Origin of the sequence: Arthrobacter bambusae (assembly GCF_022606295.1) — a bacterium.
Lineage (GTDB): Bacteria > Actinomycetota > Actinomycetes > Actinomycetales > Micrococcaceae > Arthrobacter > Arthrobacter bambusae_A.
On sequence record NZ_JAHHZS010000001.1, the window covers coordinates 78,280 to 97,742 of the forward strand.

At 65.3% G+C, this 19,463-nt stretch carries 14 protein-coding genes; 9 read left to right on the forward strand and 5 right to left on the reverse strand.

Annotated elements, in window-relative coordinates:
- Positions 1 to 28 precede the first annotated feature (28 nt).
- Entirely contained in the window at positions 29 to 2,011 is a 1,983-nt protein-coding gene (locus KNN17_RS00370; RefSeq protein WP_241707003.1) for an S-layer homology domain-containing protein, read from the reverse strand.
- 396 nt (positions 2,012 to 2,407) lie between these two features.
- Between KNN17_RS00370 and KNN17_RS00375 the strand changes: the two genes are divergently transcribed.
- The 3 genes from KNN17_RS00375 to KNN17_RS00385 are packed head-to-tail and all read left to right on the forward strand — an operon-like array spanning position 2,408 to position 5,496.
- Positions 2,408 to 3,460, forward strand: coding sequence for a permease (locus KNN17_RS00375; RefSeq protein WP_241707150.1), 1,053 nt, complete (start codon positions 2,408 to 2,410; stop codon positions 3,458 to 3,460).
- On the forward strand, positions 3,450 to 4,250 hold the full coding sequence (locus KNN17_RS00380; RefSeq protein WP_241707004.1) for a TIGR03943 family putative permease subunit: 801 nt from the start codon (positions 3,450 to 3,452) through the stop codon (positions 4,248 to 4,250). Before KNN17_RS00375 ends, KNN17_RS00380 begins: the two co-directional genes overlap by 11 nt.
- Complete coding sequence (locus KNN17_RS00385) at positions 4,240 to 5,496, forward strand: hypothetical protein (RefSeq protein ID WP_241707005.1); 1,257 nt, start codon at positions 4,240 to 4,242, stop codon at positions 5,494 to 5,496. The genes KNN17_RS00380 and KNN17_RS00385 overlap by 11 nt, the downstream gene beginning before the upstream one ends.
- 22 nt (positions 5,497 to 5,518) lie before the next feature.
- Here KNN17_RS00385 and KNN17_RS00390 read toward each other — a convergent pair whose 3' ends face one another.
- Genes KNN17_RS00390 through KNN17_RS00400 form a run of 3 tightly spaced genes read right to left on the reverse strand, consistent with a single transcriptional unit; the run spans position 5,519 to position 9,666 of the window.
- Positions 5,519 to 6,439 carry a phosphatase PAP2 family protein gene (locus KNN17_RS00390; RefSeq protein ID WP_241707006.1) on the reverse strand — a complete coding sequence of 307 codons (921 nt, stop codon included), beginning with the start codon at positions 6,437 to 6,439 and terminating at the stop codon, positions 5,519 to 5,521.
- A 32-nt stretch (positions 6,440 to 6,471) separates the two neighbouring features.
- A complete protein-coding gene (locus tag KNN17_RS00395; protein ID WP_241707007.1) occupies positions 6,472 to 7,494 on the reverse strand; it encodes a glycosyltransferase in 1,023 nt (340 codons plus the stop codon).
- A complete protein-coding gene (locus KNN17_RS00400; protein ID WP_241707008.1) occupies positions 7,495 to 9,666 on the reverse strand; it encodes an amylo-alpha-1,6-glucosidase in 2,172 nt (723 codons plus the stop codon).
- 395 nt (positions 9,667 to 10,061) lie between these two features.
- Between KNN17_RS00400 and KNN17_RS00405 the strand changes: the two genes are divergently transcribed.
- The 4 genes from KNN17_RS00405 to KNN17_RS00420 are packed head-to-tail and all read left to right on the forward strand — an operon-like array spanning position 10,062 to position 14,767.
- Positions 10,062 to 11,480, forward strand: a complete 1,419-nt coding sequence (locus tag KNN17_RS00405) for an extracellular solute-binding protein (RefSeq protein WP_241707009.1) — start codon at positions 10,062 to 10,064, stop codon at positions 11,478 to 11,480.
- Positions 11,477 to 12,445, forward strand: coding sequence for a carbohydrate ABC transporter permease (locus tag KNN17_RS00410; RefSeq protein WP_241707010.1), 969 nt, complete (start codon positions 11,477 to 11,479; stop codon positions 12,443 to 12,445). Before KNN17_RS00405 ends, KNN17_RS00410 begins: the two co-directional genes overlap by 4 nt.
- A gap of 8 nt (positions 12,446 to 12,453) precedes the next feature.
- Positions 12,454 to 13,341: a carbohydrate ABC transporter permease gene (locus KNN17_RS00415; protein ID WP_078107826.1), complete on the forward strand. Its 888-nt coding sequence runs from the start codon at positions 12,454 to 12,456 to the stop codon at positions 13,339 to 13,341.
- A 25-nt stretch (positions 13,342 to 13,366) separates the two neighbouring features.
- Positions 13,367 to 14,767, forward strand: coding sequence for a glycoside hydrolase family 32 protein (locus KNN17_RS00420; protein ID WP_241707011.1), 1,401 nt, complete (start codon positions 13,367 to 13,369; stop codon positions 14,765 to 14,767).
- 39 nt (positions 14,768 to 14,806) lie between these two features.
- Here the strand turns inward: KNN17_RS00420 and KNN17_RS00425 are convergent, their stop codons facing one another.
- Positions 14,807 to 15,859, reverse strand: coding sequence for a LacI family DNA-binding transcriptional regulator (locus tag KNN17_RS00425; protein ID WP_241707012.1), 1,053 nt, complete (start codon positions 15,857 to 15,859; stop codon positions 14,807 to 14,809).
- A 263-nt stretch (positions 15,860 to 16,122) separates the two neighbouring features.
- On the opposite strand from KNN17_RS00425, the gene KNN17_RS00430 reads away from it, so the two are divergent.
- Entirely contained in the window at positions 16,123 to 17,112 is a 990-nt protein-coding gene (locus KNN17_RS00430; RefSeq protein WP_241707013.1) for an o-succinylbenzoate synthase, read from the forward strand.
- 109 nt (positions 17,113 to 17,221) lie between these two features.
- Positions 17,222 to 19,306 carry a PhoX family protein gene (locus KNN17_RS00435; RefSeq protein WP_241707014.1) on the forward strand — a complete coding sequence of 695 codons (2,085 nt, stop codon included), beginning with the start codon at positions 17,222 to 17,224 and terminating at the stop codon, positions 19,304 to 19,306.
- Positions 19,307 to 19,463 lie beyond the last annotated feature (157 nt).

Below are 19,463 nucleotides of genomic sequence, written 5' to 3' on the forward strand. Positions count from 1 at the left end.
AAGGTGGTCGGATATTGCGCCCCTCCCGTCAGGGCCGGGGGAATTTGGCGTTGAGGCGGAACAGGAACGCGGCGGTCGCGTCGCGGTGTACGGGTTGAAGTGGCTGGTAAATCGATCCTCCGGCTACTGGCCATCCGGTGGTGATGCCGGTGGAGGCGAGCCAACTGATCTCCTTGTAGAACGGGTAGCTGACGGGTACGTCGAGGAACGCGGTGGTCGGGGTCACGGCTGGGCTGCCGCTCAAACGGTAGAGGAACACGGCCATCGAATCCCGGTTCACCGAATCCAAGGGGTGGAAGGTTTTCGTGTTGTTCGGCCCGGGATACCCGGTGGTGATGCCGGCGGTGGCCAGCCAGGTGATTTCCTTGTAGAAGGGGTCCGAGGTGGGAACATCAGTGAACGGGGATACCGCCGGGGCATTGAACGCCGGGCTGGCCTCGTAGCGGTAGAGGAACGCGGCCATCGCTTCCCGGCTGATCGACTGCAGCGGTTCGAACAAGGTGGTTCCGTTAGGACCCGGGAATCCGGTGGTGATTCCGTTGGTGGCCAGCCAGGTGATCTCGTTGTAGAACGGATACGTCGAAGGGATGTCGGCGAACGAGACACCGTTGTCGTACATCTCGTAGTCGTCGGTGGTGATGGTGCCATTCGTTTGGATGTTCAGGCCCCAACTGATTCCTGAGGCGCCGGCCGGCAGGGGAGGCGTGGTCCAGGTGGTTTGGGTCCAGTTCGCCGCGGCGGCGACCAGTGGGCTTGCGGTCCAGTATGTCCAGAAGCCGTTGCCGACCCGGTAATAGAGTTCGAATTGGGTTGCCGCGGTGGATTTATACCAGGCTTTCAGCTGATACGTATGTCCGGGTATACCTGTCGGCGAGCAGCCGCCTAGGTCCAGGGCTGGCAGGAGTTTCGCGTCCCCGGACACCCACCCTGTCAGGGTGAGCTGTTCGGCGTTCGTGCCGGTGTGGCCGGGTGTGACGATGGAGAAGGCAGGGGTGTTGGTGCCGTACCCGCCGGCTGCCCAGCACTGCGGGATTGTGTTGACCAAGGTTTCCAGGCTGGGGTTTTGGATCATGTTGACTCCCGGCCCTGGCGGTGGTGGCACAGCAGGGCCAGCAACTGCGGGCTGCTGGGTCCCGCCGACGGTCTGGTCCACGGTCTGAACCGCGACCGTACCGGCCGCCTTTTGCTGTGCCAGCCAGGTGGCGAACTGGTTGAACAGGGTCGGGGTGATGGTCAGCGTCGGGTCCGTGCCGATGGCGATGTGGTGGAAGGTCAGCTGGACCCATCCGCCCGTGGTTGTTTGGGCGTGGGTCACCTGGTTCTCCAGGTTCGCCAGGGTCCAGGTGCTGTCTACCTCATCCGGTGCAGCCGTGACGTAGGGATTGGCCGGGGGGATGGTGTCTGCCGCGGGAAGCGTCGCCGAGGCTGGGTCCTTGCTGGCGGCATCGCCCAAGCCGCGGGCACTGTTGAAACCGCACCCCTTTACCAAGGCTTCGGTGTTCGCGTCTTCGGATGCGAAGGGGTAGGCGAAACTCGTGACTTTAAAGCCCATGTTCATCAGCGCCACGCGCCCGTCACAGATCTGCCGTGTCGCTTCAGCGGGGATCAGGGACACAAGATCCGGGTGGGTCACGGTGTGGCCGCCGATCTCATTGCCGTCGGCGGAGATTTGGTGCAGGTTGGCTGTGGTCAGGTAGGTGGGCTGGTCGATCCACCCGGTGGTGATGAAAAACGTGCCGACCAAGCCCAGGCTCTTCATCGTGGCTTCGGCCGTCAATTGGTCCGCGTTGCCGTCATCGAACGTCAGCGACACTACCGTGTTTGGGGCAGCATGTGCAGGAGCGGCGAATCCCACCGCGGCCAGCAGGCCGGCCACAACCAGCGCCGTGCTGCCGAAAGCGGTCCAGCGTTTGCCAAAGTGCTTACCGGGCCGTAATCGGGTTATCTGGGGCCGTGTGCGGCCCTCGCGCGGCGATTCCGTCGTCCCTTGCTGGTCATTAGTGGTACTCATGGTCAACTCCTCCCCAGGCTAGGTAATGCACAGGCAGCCGGGTGATCCCTCGTTGGTGGGCCAAGAAGGTGCCGCTCGAAAGGGGAGTCCGATCTGGGTTTCCAGCGGTGGCACTCGGTGCCGGTTGTTTATTCACACTCACGTACATGCGAGGCTACGACCCCGGGCAGCCGTTGAAACGAGTGGTCAATACTTGTTCTTGCCATGCTTCCTGACGCTGCCTTAGGTGGTGCTTCCGATGCGTCTAGGTAGCTTGCAAAGTGCTCTACTCGAATCGGTGCCCTGGCCCCGTCCAGGGCTAGTCGCGCAAGCACCCCGCGTGTACAGTCGACTTCGCCAGCCCCTTCCGGTCAGGCCTGCCCGACCGGCCCCATGGAGGAAGGAGTGCCCGTGGCGCTGCCTGCAGTCGACAAACGTAAACAGCCGGAACACGAGCACGGAACCCCGGCCCGGGCTCTCACGTCGAAGTCCGCTGCAGGGCTGGTTGTCGGCCTTGTGCTCGTTGCGCTTTTCGCTGTCGTGCGGGTGCTGGCGCCGTCCACGTCGGAGACCTTCGGGCTTCCCAACGCAGCCCGCGACTTCGCCACGCTGTCGATCAGCGTCGTCGTGGAGTCCCTGCCCTTTGTCTTCCTCGGAATTGTCCTTTCGATCGCTGTCCAGGTCTGGCTACCGGAGGGCATGCTGCTCCGTCGCCTGCCACGGAGTCCGGTACTGCGGAGGCTGGTCCTTTCGCTTCTGGGAATGCTGCTGCCGGTCTGCGAATGCGGAAATGTTCCACTGGCCCGCGGGCTGGTGGTCAAGGGCCTCACCGTCGCGGAATCGATGACTTTCCTGTTCGCCGCGCCCATCCTGAACCCCGTCACCATCGTCACCACCGCGCAGGCGTTCGGCTGGAACAACGGCATCCTGGTTTCCCGCGTCCTGGGCGGCTTCTTCATCGCCAACCTCGTCGGCTGGATCTACAGCCGGCATCCGCGTCCGGGGGAGCTGCTGACCGCCCGGTTCCAGGAAACGTGCAACGTGGCAGACCACGACGGCGGCGCCGCCGGCAGGGTGCGGCGCAGCGTGCAGATGTTCTCGCAGGAGACGCGGGCAATGATGCCGGCCCTGTTCATCGGCGCAGGCATGGCGGGGCTGATCCAGGTGGCCGTTTCCCGCGAAGTGCTGGTCGCCCTGGGCAGCAACCCCGTCTGGTCCGTCCTGGCGTTGATGCTGCTCGCCTTCGTCGTGGCGATCTGCTCAAACGTGGATGCCTTCTTCATCCTGTCTTTCGGTGCGACCTTCATGCCGGGTGGCATCGTGGCTTTCCTCGTTTTCGGGCCCATGATCGACGTGAAAATGCTCGCCCTGATGCGCACCACCTTCACCGCGAAGACCCTCCTTCAGCTCAGCGTGCTCGTGGCACTGTGCGCCGCGGTCCTCGGATTGGCGGTCAACTATGGTCATTAGGCGGCTCGTGGGCCGCTGGCAAGGCATGGTTCTCAGCCTCATCGGTATCGTCGCAACGATCTGGCTGGGCCTGACGGGGCAGCTTGCCTTGTATATCCATCCGCGGTATTTCGTGTTCACGGTCATCATGGCCGTCATCGCAGGGGTGCTTGCCCTGGCGGCCTTCGCCTTGGTCCCCGGCGCCAATGACGCCCCCGACGGCGGGCACACCCACGCCGGCGACGCCCACGCCCACGAGCACGACGGCGACGACGCGCACCGTTCGCGATGGGGCTGGCTGCGGCCGGCCGGAAGCGTGCTGACCATCATCGCCGCCGTCGTCGCCTTGCTGATCCTGCCGCCGTCGACCCTTACCACCGCGACTGTCGCCCAGCGCGACCTCAACGGCTCAGCGTCCGCCCTTACTTTGAAAACTCCCGCGCTGCCGGGCAAAGGAGACTATTCCTCCTTCACCGTGCGGGACTGGGCATCGTTGCTTCGGTCGGGCGCGGGGCAGGACTTTTTTGCCGACAAGACCGCCACGGTCACTGGGTTCATCAGCGCGGACACGACAGATCCAAACCTCTTTTTCGTGACCCGGTTCGTGGTGACGTGCTGCGCGGTCGATGCCCAGCCGATCGGTGTTCCCGTCTATCACCCCGGGTGGCAAAACGAATTCAAGACCGACAGCTGGGTCACGGTCACCAGCAGCTTCCACGCCAACCCCAACGCGGCCAGCCGCGAGGCAATCGTCCTGATGCCGGACTCCATCAAGCCCACCACCCAGCCGGCGCAGCCCTATGTCTACTAAACGCCGCCCCGTCTCGGCCAAACGGGCCGCCGCGATTGCGGCCGCGGCCGAGCTCCTGGCCGGACGCCGTTTCGCGCGCCGCCTCTACGGCACCATCGCGATCCTCGCCCTCCTTGCCGGCGGGTTGACGGCAGCGAACCTTTCGAAGCTGCCGCACGCCAACTCCACCTCGGCACTTGCCCGCACCGCGACACCCGCAGCCTTTGCGTTGTACAGCCTGCAGAGGGATACCGGCAAGGACGACACAGGGCACAAGAAGCCGGACACCATCCTCGGCACGAGCCTGTCCGGCAGCGACCAGGGCACCGTCATCGTCAGCGCCCCCCGCATCCAGGAGTATGCCGCACTTCCCACTGCCCTCGCCGTGGTCACGCTCAACGATGACAACACCAGCTCGCTCGAGATTGTGCCCCTCACCGGCGGGCCGCCAACGCTTGTTCCCTTGCCAAGCCTGGGAACCGTGGCCAACCTCCATGCGGCACCCTCCCAGCACCTCATCGGTTTCACCTTCACCGCGTCCTCGGGCACCGGCCAGTACTGGAAATCGCTCTTCGTGTACGACGTGGGCAGTCCCTCCACGGCTCCGCGCGCCGTCCAGGGGATCAACGGCCCGGTCTCGGTCGCGGACTGGCGCTTTGTCCCCGGTGCAGCCACCTTGGTGGCACAGACCGACGACCAGTCCATGTTCCTCATTGATGCGCTGGAAAGCGGCAAGGTGTCGCCTCTGGGAGCGCATGCCGGGATCCTCGGATTCGTCCCCGGCACCAACGAACTCGCCGTCGCCGACCAGGGACTGAAAAAGGGCATCGACCCGCCACGCTATTCGACCATCAACCTCACCACCGGGACCTCCACGCCGCTCCGCCTCACCGGCGCGTTCGTGCCCGATGTCGCCAACGGGACCACCACCACGGCGAGCCAGCCGATGGTCCTCGGCACGTCCGGCCAGTACGCGCAGGTAGTGAGAAAGTACGACGGCGGAAAGGAAGCCTCCGTGGTGAACCTCGCCGACAAGAACGGCTCGCGCCAGCTTTACCAGCCTGCCGCGGACTGGTCGGCCATCCTTGACACGTGCATCTCACCGGCCGGCGACTACCTCGCGGTCGAAACGGCAGCACCCCAATACACGGGGGACCAGTACCCTGTCCTCCCCGAACCGACCCCCATCCGGACGGACCTCGTGGACGTGAAATCGGGCGCCGTCCTGAAAAGCGTCCCGGGATTTCTCCCGAGCTGGTGCGGCTGAACACGACGGCGACCGGCAGGGACTAAGGCGATTGCCGCCGTCGGGCGCTCACGTCGAATAGCCAGGTGGCGGCGACCGTTGCCAGATAGCCGGTGATAACAATCAGGGAGACGCCGGCCCAGAAGTAATTGGTGGTGCTGCTTTCCCGGCCGACACCGGGGGCGATCTTCAATAGCGAATACACCGAAACCGCGGCAGCAGCGATACCCGCCAGCGCCGCCAGCAAAAGCCATAAACGCGACGACGCCCAGTGCCCACCGCGGCCGTCCTGGACGTTCCAGCGCTTTCCCGTGCGCAGCACCAACCAGCCGGCCGGAAGCATGACCGCCCCCACCACGAGGAACGCGGCCACGACGTCGGCGGGCCGGTGCCACTGGTTGATCAGCGTGGAAACCCCGGCCGCCACCGCGAAAGTGCCACCGAGGAACCCCGCCACAGGCCGCCAGCGCGGCGACACCACCAAGAACACCGCGGCGGCCGCCGAAGCCGCCAAGGTGGTGTGGCCGGAGGGCAACGAGTTCAGTTCAATGGTCTGGACGCCGCGGAACGGCCTGTTCGGAAACCAGTCCTTGAGGAGCTGGGTGGCCAGGTTTGCGGCGACGCAAGCGGCGAGGGCGATCCCGGCGGACTTCCAGCGGCGGCGCATGATCGTGACGAAAAGAACGACGACGGCGGCGATCGCCACCGAAATGACCGGCAACCAATCGAGGAACTGGGTGGTTGCCCGCTCGGTGGGACCGTTGATGGCCGCGGCTTCCACCAAAGCGGATTCGTCGATGTACTGACCCGTCGTGGTGCGCACGAAAAAATAGAACGTGGCGATGAACGCGACCACGCAGGCAAGGGTTGCGAGCACAAAAAGCAAACCCGTGCTGGCGCCCGCCCAGCGCTTGGCAAAGGTCCCACGTATGTCCGGCAGCCGGCTCGTCTTTGGAAAACTCATTGCTTTCAGGGTGTCATACCTGGCTGGGAGGATCACTTTTGCTCGGCGAGGAGTTCCTCATAGAGCGCAAGGTGTTCGGCAACCATCCGCTCGGCGCTGAAGTAGTTTTCCGCGGAACGGCGGCACTCTCGGCGATCCAGCCCGGCGGCGGCCAGGACGGCCTCGGCCAACTCCGGGGGGCTCGAGCGGAGGTAGCCCGTGACCCCCTCGGAAACGATCTCCGGAGCGGATCCCCGGAATGTTGCAACCACCGGTGTCCCGGCGGCGAGGGACTCGATCATGGCCATTCCGAAGGGTTCATCCCACTGAAGCGGATTCAGCAGGGCCACGGACCCGCCCAGGAGGGCGAACTTGTCCGCCGCGTTCAGCTCGCCGAGGTATTCGACGTCGGACCCCAGGAGCGGCGCAATGACCGCGGCGTAGTACTCATGTTCTTCCGCGCTGTACATCTTTGCTGCAATCCGCAGGGGTATCCGGGCCAGGCGGGCGGTCTCTATTGCTTCGGGCAGGCCCTTGCCGGGATGCATCCGGCCGAGGAAGCTGACGTAGCCGCCGTCGCCGGTTCCGAGCGGGACGGATTGGGTGTCGATCCCGTGGTGGATGACCTTACGTACCTTGATCCCGGGGGCAGTTTCCGCTTGATGGTGCGAGATGGCAATGATTGCGGTGTCGGTGGCCATCGCTTGGTAAATGTCGTGGTTTTCGGCCGAAAAGGGGAGGTGGGCCGTTGCGACGATGGGCGTTCCTTTCGGCCGATGCCGGTACAGCGGCCCCGCCAGGGTGTTGTCGTGGATGAGGTCGACGTCGTCCATGGCCGCGAACGCGTACACGCTGTGGCGCAGTTCGTCCGTCCCGTTGCCTATCCTCGAGCCGTCGGCAAGCGGTGGTCCGGGGACTTTGGGCACTGGACATGTGCTTCCGGACGCCGCCGCGAGAAGCACCTCGTGGCCCGCGGCAACCAGGCCGCGGGCCAGGATGTCGATGATCGACTCGGTGCCGCCGTATGCGGGAGGCGGGACCGGAAGCCAAGGCGGGGCAACAAGGCCGATGCGCACCTAGTACCCCTGCCGCAGTCCAGCGGTGACGTGGTGGACATCCAGCAGATCGGCAAGCGGTTTGCGCGCCTCGAGGTGCAGCGCGACGTCTTCGGGCAGGTCCCTGACGTGTGTTTCTCCGTTGGCAACCTCCACCGAGATCCGGGAGCCGGCGAGCGGGATGTTCCGCATGGTGATCCCGCCGAAGCCTTCAGGAACGACGGGCGCCAGCCAGAGGCCGCCGTGGGTGAGACACGGATCGAACCGGAGAAGGACCCGGAGCAGATGGACCGGTGTGGCAGCGGCCCACGCTTGCGGCGAGCAGGACGAAGGGTAGGGGACAGGCGTCCCGTAGCTTTTCCGATCCAGTCCGCAGAACAACTCCGGAAGCCGCCCGCCGAACGCTTCGGCCGCATCGAGGAGGCCCGTGACGAGGCGTTGGGCCTCCTCAATGAAGCCGTAGCGCATCAATCCGCCGGCAATGAGGGCATTGTCATGGGGCCACACCGAGCCGTTGTGGTAGCTCGCCGGGTTGTAGGCTGCCATGTCCGAAGCCAGTGTCCGGACGCCCCAACCCGTGAACATGGTGTCCGACATGAGCCGCGCAGCGACCAGGGGAGCCTTGTCGTCGTCGACGATTCCGCTCCACAGGCAATGGCCCATGTTGGACGCGCACGCGTCCACCGGGCGCTTGTCGCGATCCAGGGCGATCGCGAAATAACCGCGTTCGGGGAGCCAGAATTGCTCGTTGAATTTTCGCTTGAGTTCGGCCGCCCGGGCGCCCCACACAGCGGCCAGCTTCAGATCGCCTTCCTCCTGGGCCATCAGGGCCCGGCTCAGATAGGCGGTGTAGACATAGCCCTGGACTTCGCACAGTGCGATCGGTGGTTCCGCCAGCGTGCCGTCGGCGAAGTTGATGCCGTCCCCGGAATCCTTCCAGCCCTGATTGAGGAGGCCCTGGTCCGTGGCTCGGGAGTATTCAACGAAGCCGTCGCCGTCGGCGTCTCCGTAGTCGCGGATCCAGTCCAGTGCGCGGTCCACCGCGGGCAGAAGGGACTCCGAGACGTCGGCATGGAATCCCCAGCGGGTGAGCTCCCCGGCGAGGGTGACGAACAGCGGTGTGGCGTCCACCGAGCCGTAGTAGGCACTGCCGCCGCCGAGGGCGAGGCCCGTGCTGGCACCGAGACGCACTTCGTGCAGGATCCTCCCCGGCTCCTCCTCGCTGAGCGGGTTGACGGTCCTGCCCTGATGGTCGGCCAGGGTCTTGAGGGTTCCCAGCGCGAGCGAAGGATCCAAGGGAAGGGTCATGAAGGACGTCAGGAGCGAGTCCCGGCCGAAAAGGGCCATGAACCAGGGGGATCCCGCAGCCACCACCGTCCGCCCGGGATGGTCAGCGTCGAAGATCCTGAGGGAGCCGAGGTCTGCCCTGCTCTGGGCCAACGCCTTTTCGAAGGCCTTGTTGGCAAGTTCCGTTGTAGGAACCCTTTCATGCCACTCCTGCTGCCTTTCTTCCGGGACATCGGTGGGGCGTTGGTTCCCCCAAACCTCGGCGTCGGCCTCGGGTCCGACCCCGTCGATGCGGGGGGTGGCCGTCACACCCGTGGACCAATGGCCTTGGGGTTCAAGGGAGATGTCATAGCTGATGACATCTCCGTCAACGGCGCCATTCGGAGCGTCAATGGTGACCAGGACGTGCCGGCCCTGCCTCTGGGACTCAAGGACCAAGGACCCGTTGCCATCCCGCGTCAAATGCACGCTCTCGTGGTGTGCCCTCCCTTCCTTCACTTCGAAGATGTCGGCAAAGTCCGCATTGACCCTGAGTGAAACCGTCGCGTGGGTGGCCTTGTTGGAGAAATTCCTGACCGTGACCTCTTCGCGGACCCCGCCGAACACGCTCCTCCTGCGCTCAATCAGCAGATGGCTGTCTGCCAAGCCGTCGGTGCGAGCCGCACGGCCCACAAAATCAGCGCGGAAAGGCTCCGGGACAGGGGAACCCAAGGCTTCGATGGGGTGGCCGTTCACCGCCAGCACCCAGTTCGAAACGAACCGCGTGTCACGGAAGAACATCCCGTGCGGGCGCAGTTGATCCATATCGCCGTTGGCCGCAGAGACGCAAAACGATGTTCCTGCCAACAACGTCACGGCGCCTGCGCCGGCCGAACCTGCAAGGTTCTCGGCATTCCAACCTGTCATCAATGGGCTCCAAAGCTAGGGACGGGGGAATGGGGCAGCTTGTTTCAGCGTATTCGCCACGTCTTCGGAAGTGAACCCTCGCTCGGATATGTGGGGTTTTCGGCGGACGCTCGCTCACGTATGGCGGGTTGTGGGTGGACGCTCGTGGCGGGTTCTGGCGTGGGTGGGGCGACATTGGTGAGCGAGCGTTCTGGAATGGGCCGCAGGACCTGAGCGGGGGTTTGGGGATTGGGGCGGATATGTGAGCGGGGGTTTGGGGATTGGGGCGGATATGTGAGCGGGCGTCGTGAAGGGGGTCGTGGAGGGGGTGAGGGGGGCGTAACACGAATGTGACGCTTGACACGTGTTAGGTGATGGATTTACGCTACCTAACACGTGTTAGGAAGGAATTGGACATGGCAGGAAGCAATGGGAAGCTGCGTGAGATCTCACGCAGGACAGCCCTTGGTGCCTTGGGTGCGGGAATTGTCGGAGCAACGGTCGCGTCGTGGCCGCGGTTGACCGGCATGGACATCCCGGGCCGCGGGGACAACAGCCTTAGCATCGCCATCTTGGGAACCGCGGCGGACGCAGCCGCCCGCCAGCGGGTCATCGATGCGTTCGCGAAAGTGCACCCGGAAGTCAAGGTGAAGGTCCAGGCCATCCAGGCCGCGGACTGGAAGGACTTCTTCACCAAGATCCTCACGATGGTGGCAGCAGGAACGCCGCCGGATGTGGTCTACGTGGCCACCGAAGGTGCCCAGCTCTTCGCCGAGAAGCTGGCGCACCCCTTGGACGAGTACCTTCGCCGCGATGCCGCGGACATGAAGGAGTACTTCGCGGACGTCCACCCGAGCCTCGTGGAGGCGTTCATGTACAAGGGCAGCCTGTTCCAGCTTCCCATCGACTGGAACGCCGCCAACATGTACTACAACACCTCGGCCCTGCAGCAAGCCGGCCTCGAACGTCCCGCGGACAACTGGACCCAGGTCGATTTCCGCAACAGCCTTGCGGCCATGCGCAAAGCGAGGCCGCAGGACTTTACCCCGTACTACTGGACCAACAGGCTCTTCGGCGGTGTGGTGCCCTGGCTCTACGCCAACGACACCAGCTTCCTCAAGGAATCCAAGTCCACCGGCGGCGAATGGCTCTGGGACAGCTTTTACGCCCAGGATCCGTCCCGCGGACTGCGCTCCGGCGGCTACCAGTGGCTGGAACCCAATGCCGATGACCCGCGGGTGTACGAATCGTTCGACTACCTCCGCGGCCTCGTCAAGGATGGACTCGGTGTCCGACCCGAAGAAGGCGGCGGAAATTCACTCGTCGGACTGTTCGCCTCCAACAGGATCGGCATGACCCCGGCCGGCGGCTACTGGGTGGAAGGCCTCCACGAAGCCGGAATGAAGGAAGACGACTTCGACGTCCAGTTCTTCCCGCGCTGGCGCACCCAACGGCACCAATTCGGCACCGCCGGTTACGCCATCATGAAGACCGCCAAGGACAAGGACGCGGCTTGGGAATGGCTCAAATTCGCCTCCAGCCTGGAAGCCATGCGATTGGTCTTCCCGACGCCGAACACCACCCCGGCGCGCCGCTCCATGGTCAACGAACAGCTGTACGCAGGCCGCGGACCCAAGCATTGGAAAGTCTTCTACGACACCCTCGACAAATTCCCCACCACAGGTCCCATCCCGGCACCGCCCCAGCAGGCCGCCGTCGAGACCGCCCTGATGAAAAACGTATCCCTGGCCGTCAGCGGTGATGAGAACCAGCTCAAGCAGGCCCTCGCCTCCATGCAACGCGACCTTGAGATCGCCTTGAGGAGGCAGGCATGAGCACGGCAACAACGGGCATGTCCACCAAGCGCCGCAACGGCGCGGGTTCCAAACGCCGGAACGGCGCCGCACCGGGGAGCGAAACAACCGGAAGGCAGCGTCAGCGCTGGCTGCCCTGGGCGTTCCTGGCTCCCACCATCCTGGGCATGGGGCTATTCACGCTGGTGCCGATCGTCGCTTCCGTGGTCCTCGCTTTCTTCCGCTGGGACATCATTTCCGCGCCAAGCTTCGTCGGGTTCGACAACTTCGCCGAAGTGGTCCAGGACCCCACGGTGCGTGTCTCGTTCCTGAACACCATCATGTTCGTGGTGGTCGCCGTCGCGCTTCAGCTCGGCCTCGCACTAGCACTGGCGATCATGGTGCAGGAGAAGCTCCCGGCCTGGCTCCGCGTCTTCTTCCGCAGCGCCTTCTTCTTCCCGCTGATCCTGTCCGCGGCGTCGGTCTCCATCTTCATGCGCTACCTGTTCAACGAACAATTCGGCGTGGTCAACTGGCTCTTGTCCTTCGTCGGCATCCCCGCCGTCCCCTGGCTGACGACGCCGGCCGGTTCTGCCGCCGTCGTGATCCTCGTGTACGTGTGGCAGAACTTCGGGTTCTCGTTCCTGCTGTTCATCGGCGGCCTCGCGTCGATCCCGACCGAAACGTATGAGGCCGCGTCGATCGACGGCGCCACCGGCTGGCGCAAGCACCTCCACGTGACGCTGCCCCTCCTGAGCCCCACCACGCTGGTGGCATCCGTCATGGCGATCATCAACGCCCTGCAAGTGTTCGACCAGCCCTACGTCCTGACCCGCGGCGGCCCCGGCGACTCCACGCGCACTGCCGTGATGGTGATCTTCGAGTCCGCATTCCAGCGCCTCGAATTCGGCCAAGCCTCGGCGATCGGCGTCATCCTCACGCTGATCATCATGGCCATCACCGCCGCCCAGTTCCGGCTCAGCAAACGATTCGTCTTCTACCAGTAAGGCCCGCCATGACTACAACCTCAACCCAGCGCGCCGCCGTCGAACGCTTGGCTCCCCAGCGGCCCGCGCCCCGCAAGAAGCGGAACTGGAGCATGGCGGGACGAATCGTTCTGCTCCTGATCGCGTCCGTCTTCATCCTCGGCCCGGTGCTGTGGACCCTGTCCACCTCGCTGCGGCCACCGGCGGAATCGTTCCAGCTGCCGCCGTCGTTCCTTCCGCTCAACCCCGATTTCTCGTCCTATGACCAGGTCTTCAAACAGCTCAACATCATGCTTCTGGTCCTCAACAGCGCCCTCGTGACGGGACTGATCGCCGTCGGGCAAATGTTCACGGCGGCGCTGGCAGGCTACGCGTTCGCGAACCTCAAGTTCCGCGGCCGCGGAGCACTGTTCTCGATTGTGCTGGCCACTATGATGGTGCCGGCGCAGGTGACGATCGTTCCGGTCTTCATGCTGATCCGCGGCATCGGTCTGTCCGACACGCTCCTCGCGCTGATCCTTCCGGCGATCCCGACGGCGTTCGGCACCTTCCTGATGCGGCAATACTTCCTGGGGCTGCCAAGTGATTTGGGCGAGGCCGCGGCGATCGACGGCGCCTCGCCCTGGCGCACGTTCCGTTCCGTCTATGCGCCGCTCGCGATGCCGGGCATGGCGATCGTGGGCATCCTGGCCTTCAATTACCACTGGAACGAGTTCTTCCGCCCGCTCATCCTGACCATCTCCGAGCAGAACTTCACGCTCCCGCTGGGCTTGGTCTCGCTGCAGGGCAACCTCGGCACGGGCAGCATCTCCGTGGTGCTCGCAGGCGTGATCCTCTCCATGATTCCCGCCCTGGTGGTGTTCATGTTCGGCCAGCGCGCCTTGCGTGACGGACTCACCGCCGGCACCGGCAAATAGCCCCTACTTCCCTGAAAGGACATCGATGACGGACGTCATATCTTCCGCCCCTGCTCTAGCCGCGGCGGCCACCCACCCGGACCCCGCTTTCCCGCGCTTCCACCCCCGGCCGGCGCAAGGCTGGATCAACGACCCCAACGGCATCAGCTACATCAACGGCCGCTACCACGTGTTCTTCCAGTTCAACCCGGAATCGGCCCGGCACCACCGGATCCAGTGGGGCCACGTCAGCTCCCCGGACCTGATTCATTGGGATGAGCACCCTGTCGCGCTGCGCCCGCAGGACGGCGGCCCGGACGAGTTCGGCTGCTGGACCGGAGTGCTGACCGACGACGGCGGTGTCCCCACCGCCGCGTACTCGGGCGTGCGGGGCGACGGCGGACACTCGCAAGTGGTGATTTCCCGAGGCTCCGCGGACTTGGTGACGTGGGAACAGGATGGTCACATCGCCGCTTCCATGCCGGACGACGGCCTGGTCACGGCCGTGCGCGACCCCTTCATCTTCCACTTCAACGGCAAGCGCTACGCCATGCAGGGCGCTGGGCTCGCCAATGGACATGCTGCTCTGCTGCTGTACACGGTGGAGGACATGTCCAACTGGAAGTACCAGGGCATTTGGCTGACCACCGAGAACCCCGTGGCGGCTGCGCACGCTCCGGCGGAGATCTGGGAGTGCCCGCAACTTGTCCAGGTGCCCTCGTCTTCCGGCGAGGCCGACACCTGGGTCATGATGTTCTCCCTCTGGCTCTCCGGCGATGATCACGAGCACGCCAACGGGGTGGGCCACCTGATCGGCTCCTTGGCTGAGGACCCGTCGACGGGACTGCCCGTGTTCGTCCCGCGTTCCGGCGGCAGGTCCGACCTTGGCCGGGACTTCTATGCTCCCCAGATTGTTCAGCTGGATTCTGCGTCAGGGTCCGGGGCGGCGCCGCGTGCCCTGCTGTGGGGATGGGCCAACGAAGGCCCCGGCCGTGATGGCCGGCGTGGCCGTTCGCAAGCGGAGATCGACGCCGCGGGCTGGGCGGGCGTCCTAACCCACCCGCGCTTCCTCTCGGTTGAGGGCGGTGCGCTGGTGGTTGCTCCTGCGCCGGAGGTCGAGGCGTATCGGGGCACCCTGACTGCCGGCAGGGCGTCCGGGGTGGATGACTTGCCGCCGTTTGCCGAGGCTGTTGTGACTGGCGGCCCCGGTGCCGGCGAGGTCCGGCTGGTCCTGGCCTCCGGCGCGGAACGGCAGGTCGTGTTTGCGGGGTCTTTGTCCGAGGGCGAAGAACTGCGGATCTTCATAGATGCGTCCTTGGTGGAGGTGTATCGGACCGGTTCCGTGGCCACGACACTCCGCGCCTACCCAGCGACCGGGGAAACGTGGCGCCTTGAGCTTCCCGAAGGTGCGCTAGCGGACGTCTGGGAACTGAAGCTGCCGGCATAGGCGGCAGGCCGCCGTCGGGCACTCGACCTTTTGTCGGATCTAGAGGACCGGTACAGGCCCGGTCGACTCGCGAACCACCAAACGGCACGGAACCATGGTTTCCAGATGGCCGCTGCCGTCCGACGTCGACCGCTTGGCCGGATCCTCGATCTGCTCGAGCAACATGCTCATCGCGGCCGCGCCCATTTCGCGCAGGGGGAGCGCCATGGTGGTGAGCGCCGGGACCATGGTGGCCGCGATGCGGAATTCGTCGTCATAACCAATGATCGAGAGGTCCCGCGGTACGTCGAGGCCCAGCCGCGCCGCGGCCAGGGCGACGCCGACGGCGAGCCGGTCGTTGGCGCACACGATCGCAGTCGGGCGCTGGGTGGCGGAGAGCAGTCCCATGGCGCCCTGGAAACCGTCGTTGATATCCCAACCGGCCATGAACACACGGTCTTCGCGGACGGGGATGCCGGCCTTGGCCATGGCTTCCCGATGCCCCACGATGCGCAACGGCACAGCCGGGGAGGTGGCGGCCCCGGCGAGGAAAGCGATATCGCGATGGCCCAGCCGAAGCAAGTGCTCGGTGGCTTCCCGACCGCCGGAAACCTCGTCCGGGATCACGTGGTGCAGCTGCGGGGCGGGGCTGCTGTCATAGCAATTGGCGAGCACGGAGGGGACGCGCAGCATGCCGTGGGGCACGTCGAGCGGCTTCAAACCGACCGTGACGTACATCAGCCCGTCCACTTGCCGGTCCAACAGGGTCTCGACGGCGCTCTCGTCACGGGAGGCGTCGCGCTCGGTGTCCATGACCACGGTGACAAAGCCGTGGGCGCGGGCAACGTCGTCGGCGCCACCGATGATGTTGCCGTCGAACGGGCTCACCACCACCTCGTCCGAAACGATCCCGATCACGCGAGTTCGTTGGTTCCGCAGGCTCAGGGCGATGGGGTTGGGGGAGTAGTTCAGGTCCGCGGCCGCCTGCCGGATCCGGTCCTGGCTTTCCTTGGCCACGTTGCCGTCCCCGCGGCCGTTGAGCACCAGCGACACCGCACTCCGCGAGACACCCGCGCGTTTCGCGACGTCGAGTGCTGTGGCTTTGCGCTGCATGCGGGCTCCTCCGACTGTTGTTCCGTTTCTTGCTGCATTCTACCTAACGCGTGTGAGGGCGTACCGCCCGTTTCCCAAGGCCGGAACGCTCGCTCACTTATATGGCCGTCCAGCCGAACGCTCGCTCACCTAGTGAGCGAGCGTCCGCCGAAAACGCCCCAAAAGTGAGCGAGCGTCTGAGGGTGCGGCCCGCCCCGGGAACCGGCCTGACGCCGGCCGCACCCCGGGAACCTGCCCAGCCCGCCCCACGCTACAGTGAAACCATGCCTCCACTCCCCGCCCTCGACGAGCTCCTTGCCACCGCGAAGGTGGTCAGCCTGCCGATGCGGGTCAAGTTCCGGGGCATCACCGAGCGCGAGACCCTCCTGTTCCGCGGGCCGGCCGGTTGGGGGGAGTTTTGTCCGTTCCCGGAGTATGGCGACGCCGAGGCTTCCCGCTGGCTCGCCGCCGCCGTCGAAGCCGCATGGCAAGGTTTTCCGCCGCAGCTAAGGGACATCATTCCCGTCAACGCCACCGTCCCCGCTGTGCCTGCCGCCCGGGTGCCCGAGGTCCTGGAGCGCTTTGGCCGGGTGGACGCCGTCAAGGTCAAGGTTGCCGAGCGCGGACAGGAACTTGCCGACGACGTCGCGCGCGTCACCGCAGTCCGGGACGCCCTGCCGGACGCCGCGATCCGCGTGGACGCGAACGCGGGCTGGGACGTGCCGGAGGCGGTTGAGGCACTCGGGCGGCTGTCCGCCGTCGGACTCGAATACGCCGAACAGCCCGTGCCCCACATCGAGGGCCTCGCCGAAGTCCGTCGACGGCTAGCGCAGCAGGGAACGCCGGTGCTCATCGCCGCCGACGAATCCGTGCGGAAGGAAGACGATCCCCTCAAGGTTGCCCGCGCGGGCGCGGCCGACCTGATCGTGGTCAAGGTGGCGCCGCTTGGGGGAGTGCGGCGCGCGCTGGACATCGTGGCGCAAGCCGGGCTTCCCGCCGTCGTCAGCTCGGCGCTGGACACCTCGGTGGGGATCCGCGCGGGGCTCGCGCTCGCCGCCGCGCTGCCGGAGCTGCCGTTCGCGTGCGGGCTGGGGACCGTGCGGCTGTTCGCCTCCGACATCACGCAGGATCCGTTAGTGCCCGACGACGGCGCCATCCGGATCCGCGAAGCCGTCGCCGACGAGGGGCTGCTGGAGCAGTATGCGGCTCCCGCTGAACGTCGCGACTGGTGGTTGGACCGGCTCCGTCGCGTGCACGCGCTCCTGAATGCATAGAATGCTGGGAAAAGTCTGGGAATTCACCGGAATTTTACCGGGGCGTCCTCTCGGATTCCGCTAGCGCTGTAAGGGTGGGGAAATCACTCAATCCCCGGAGGTATTTCCCATGTCTGAATCAACCAAGCGCAAGTTCGACTTGCTCCCGATGCTCGGCCATACGAAGGGCAAGCGCAGCCCCGTGACGTGCGCCCTGAAGTGCGACAACGCTTGCTCGGGCGAGGTGTGCAACACGAGCTCCAACGCCTACTTCCGCGACATCGCTTCCGCAGCTGTGTCCCGCCGCGCCGCCCTGGGCTTCGGCGCCGTGGGCGCGCTCGCCGTCGTGCTGGGCGGCAACCTGCCTGGCAACGTTCCCGAAGGTACTGGCCTGTCCGCGGCGGCAAAGACGGGCTTCGACAAGGCCAAGCTCAAGTTCGCGCCGATCAAGCCTGTCGACTACACGGTTGACGCGTTCACCGTGCCGGATGGCTTCGCGTGGCAGCCGATCATCCGTTGGGGCGATCCGCTCTTTGCCGACTCGCCGGCCTTCGAGCTGAACGGCCAGACCGCGGCAGCGCAGGCCCGCCAGTTCGGCTACAACAACGACTACACGGACATCCTGCCCATCCCGGATTCCAAGGACCGCCGTGCCGTGCTCTTCACGAACCACGAGTACACCAACGAGAACATCATGTTCCCGGCCACTTTGGCGGCTGCGGAGGCGCGCGCGATCGGACGTGCCGCACACGGGCTCACGGTTGTTGAACTCGAGCGCAAGAACAAGAACAAGCCGTGGAGCTACGTCAAGGGCGCGCCGCTCAACCGCCGCTTCCTGACCGACACGACATATGAGCTCACCGGTCCCGCCGCGGGCACGGACCTCGTCAAGACCATCGACGATCCGTCCGGCCGGAAGATCAAGGGCACCCTGGGCAACTGCTCCGGCGGGACGACTCCCTGGGGCACCATCCTCTCCGGGGAGGAAAACTTCAACGGCTATTTCGTAGCTCCCGGTACCTCGGCGGCCGACAAGCGCTACGGCCTTAGTTCCAAGGCCACCGCCCGCAAGTGGGAACTGGATGAGCCGCGTTTCAACACCAACAACGCCGGTTACGCCAACGAGACCAACCGCTTTGGCTGGATCGTGGAAGTCGACCCGTTCGACCCCTCCTCCACACCGAAAAAGCACTCCGCGATGGGCCGCTTCAAGCACGAAGGCGCCAACGTGATCGTTGCCGCCTCCGGCCGTGTGGTGGCTTACATGGGCGACGACGAGCGCTTCGACTACCTCTACAAGTTCGTCTCCAAAGGCAAGTACATGGCCGGCGGCTCGGCCGCGGCCCGCCGGAACAACATGAACCTTCTCTCCGAAGGGGACCTCTACGTCGCCAAGTTCACGGGTGACTCTCCCGCAGCTGAGATCGACGGCACCGGAAAGCTGCCGTCCGACGGCGCGTTCGACGGTTCCGGCGAGTGGCTTCCCTTGGTGGTCGACGGCGCTTCCGCTGTTCCGGGCATGTCCGTCCCCGAGGTCCTGGTCTACACCCGCCTCGCCGCGGACAAGGTCGGCCCCACGAAGATGGACCGTTGCGAAGACGTCGAGCCGAACCTGGCCACCGGCAAGGTCTACGTGGTCTGCACGAACAACTCGGACCGCGGCAAGCCCGGCAAGGAAGGCGCCACCGAGGTCAACCCGCGCACCCTCAACCGGGACGGCCACATCGTGGAAATCACGGAAACCGGGGACCAGGCGTCCACGCGTTTCAACTGGACCCTGCTGATGGTTTGCGGAGATCCGGCCAAGAACTCCTCCACGTATTTCTCCGGTTTCCCAGCCGACAAGGTCTCGCCCATTTCCTGCCCGGACAACGTCGCTTTCGACTCGGCAGGCTACATGTGGATCGCCACTGACGGCGCGCCGTCGTCCATCGGGTATGCGGACGGGCTGTTCAAAGTCACCCTGGATGGCAGCGATCGCGGCAAGGTTGAGCAGTTCCTCGCCGTACCGCGCGACGCCGAGACCTGTGGGCCGATCGTGCACGACGACGAGCGGACTGTCTTCGTCGCCGTGCAGCACCCGGGCGAGGAAGGTTCCTTCGACGCTCCGCACTCGTACTTCCCGGACTACGTCGGCGCCGGAGCCACCCCGGCCGCCGGCCAGGTCCGTGCCCCGCGTCCGTCGATTGTGCAGGTGTTCCGCAAGGACGGCTAAGGGCTTCCCGTTCCCCCTTTTCCCAACGCTCGCTCACCTATGTGGGTCTTTCGCCTGACGCTCGCTCACTCTCTTCAAGGGAGTGAGCGGGCGTTTGGGTTTGGGGCCCGATATGTGAGCGAGCGTTTGGGGGGAGGCGCCGCTAATAGACTGGTGC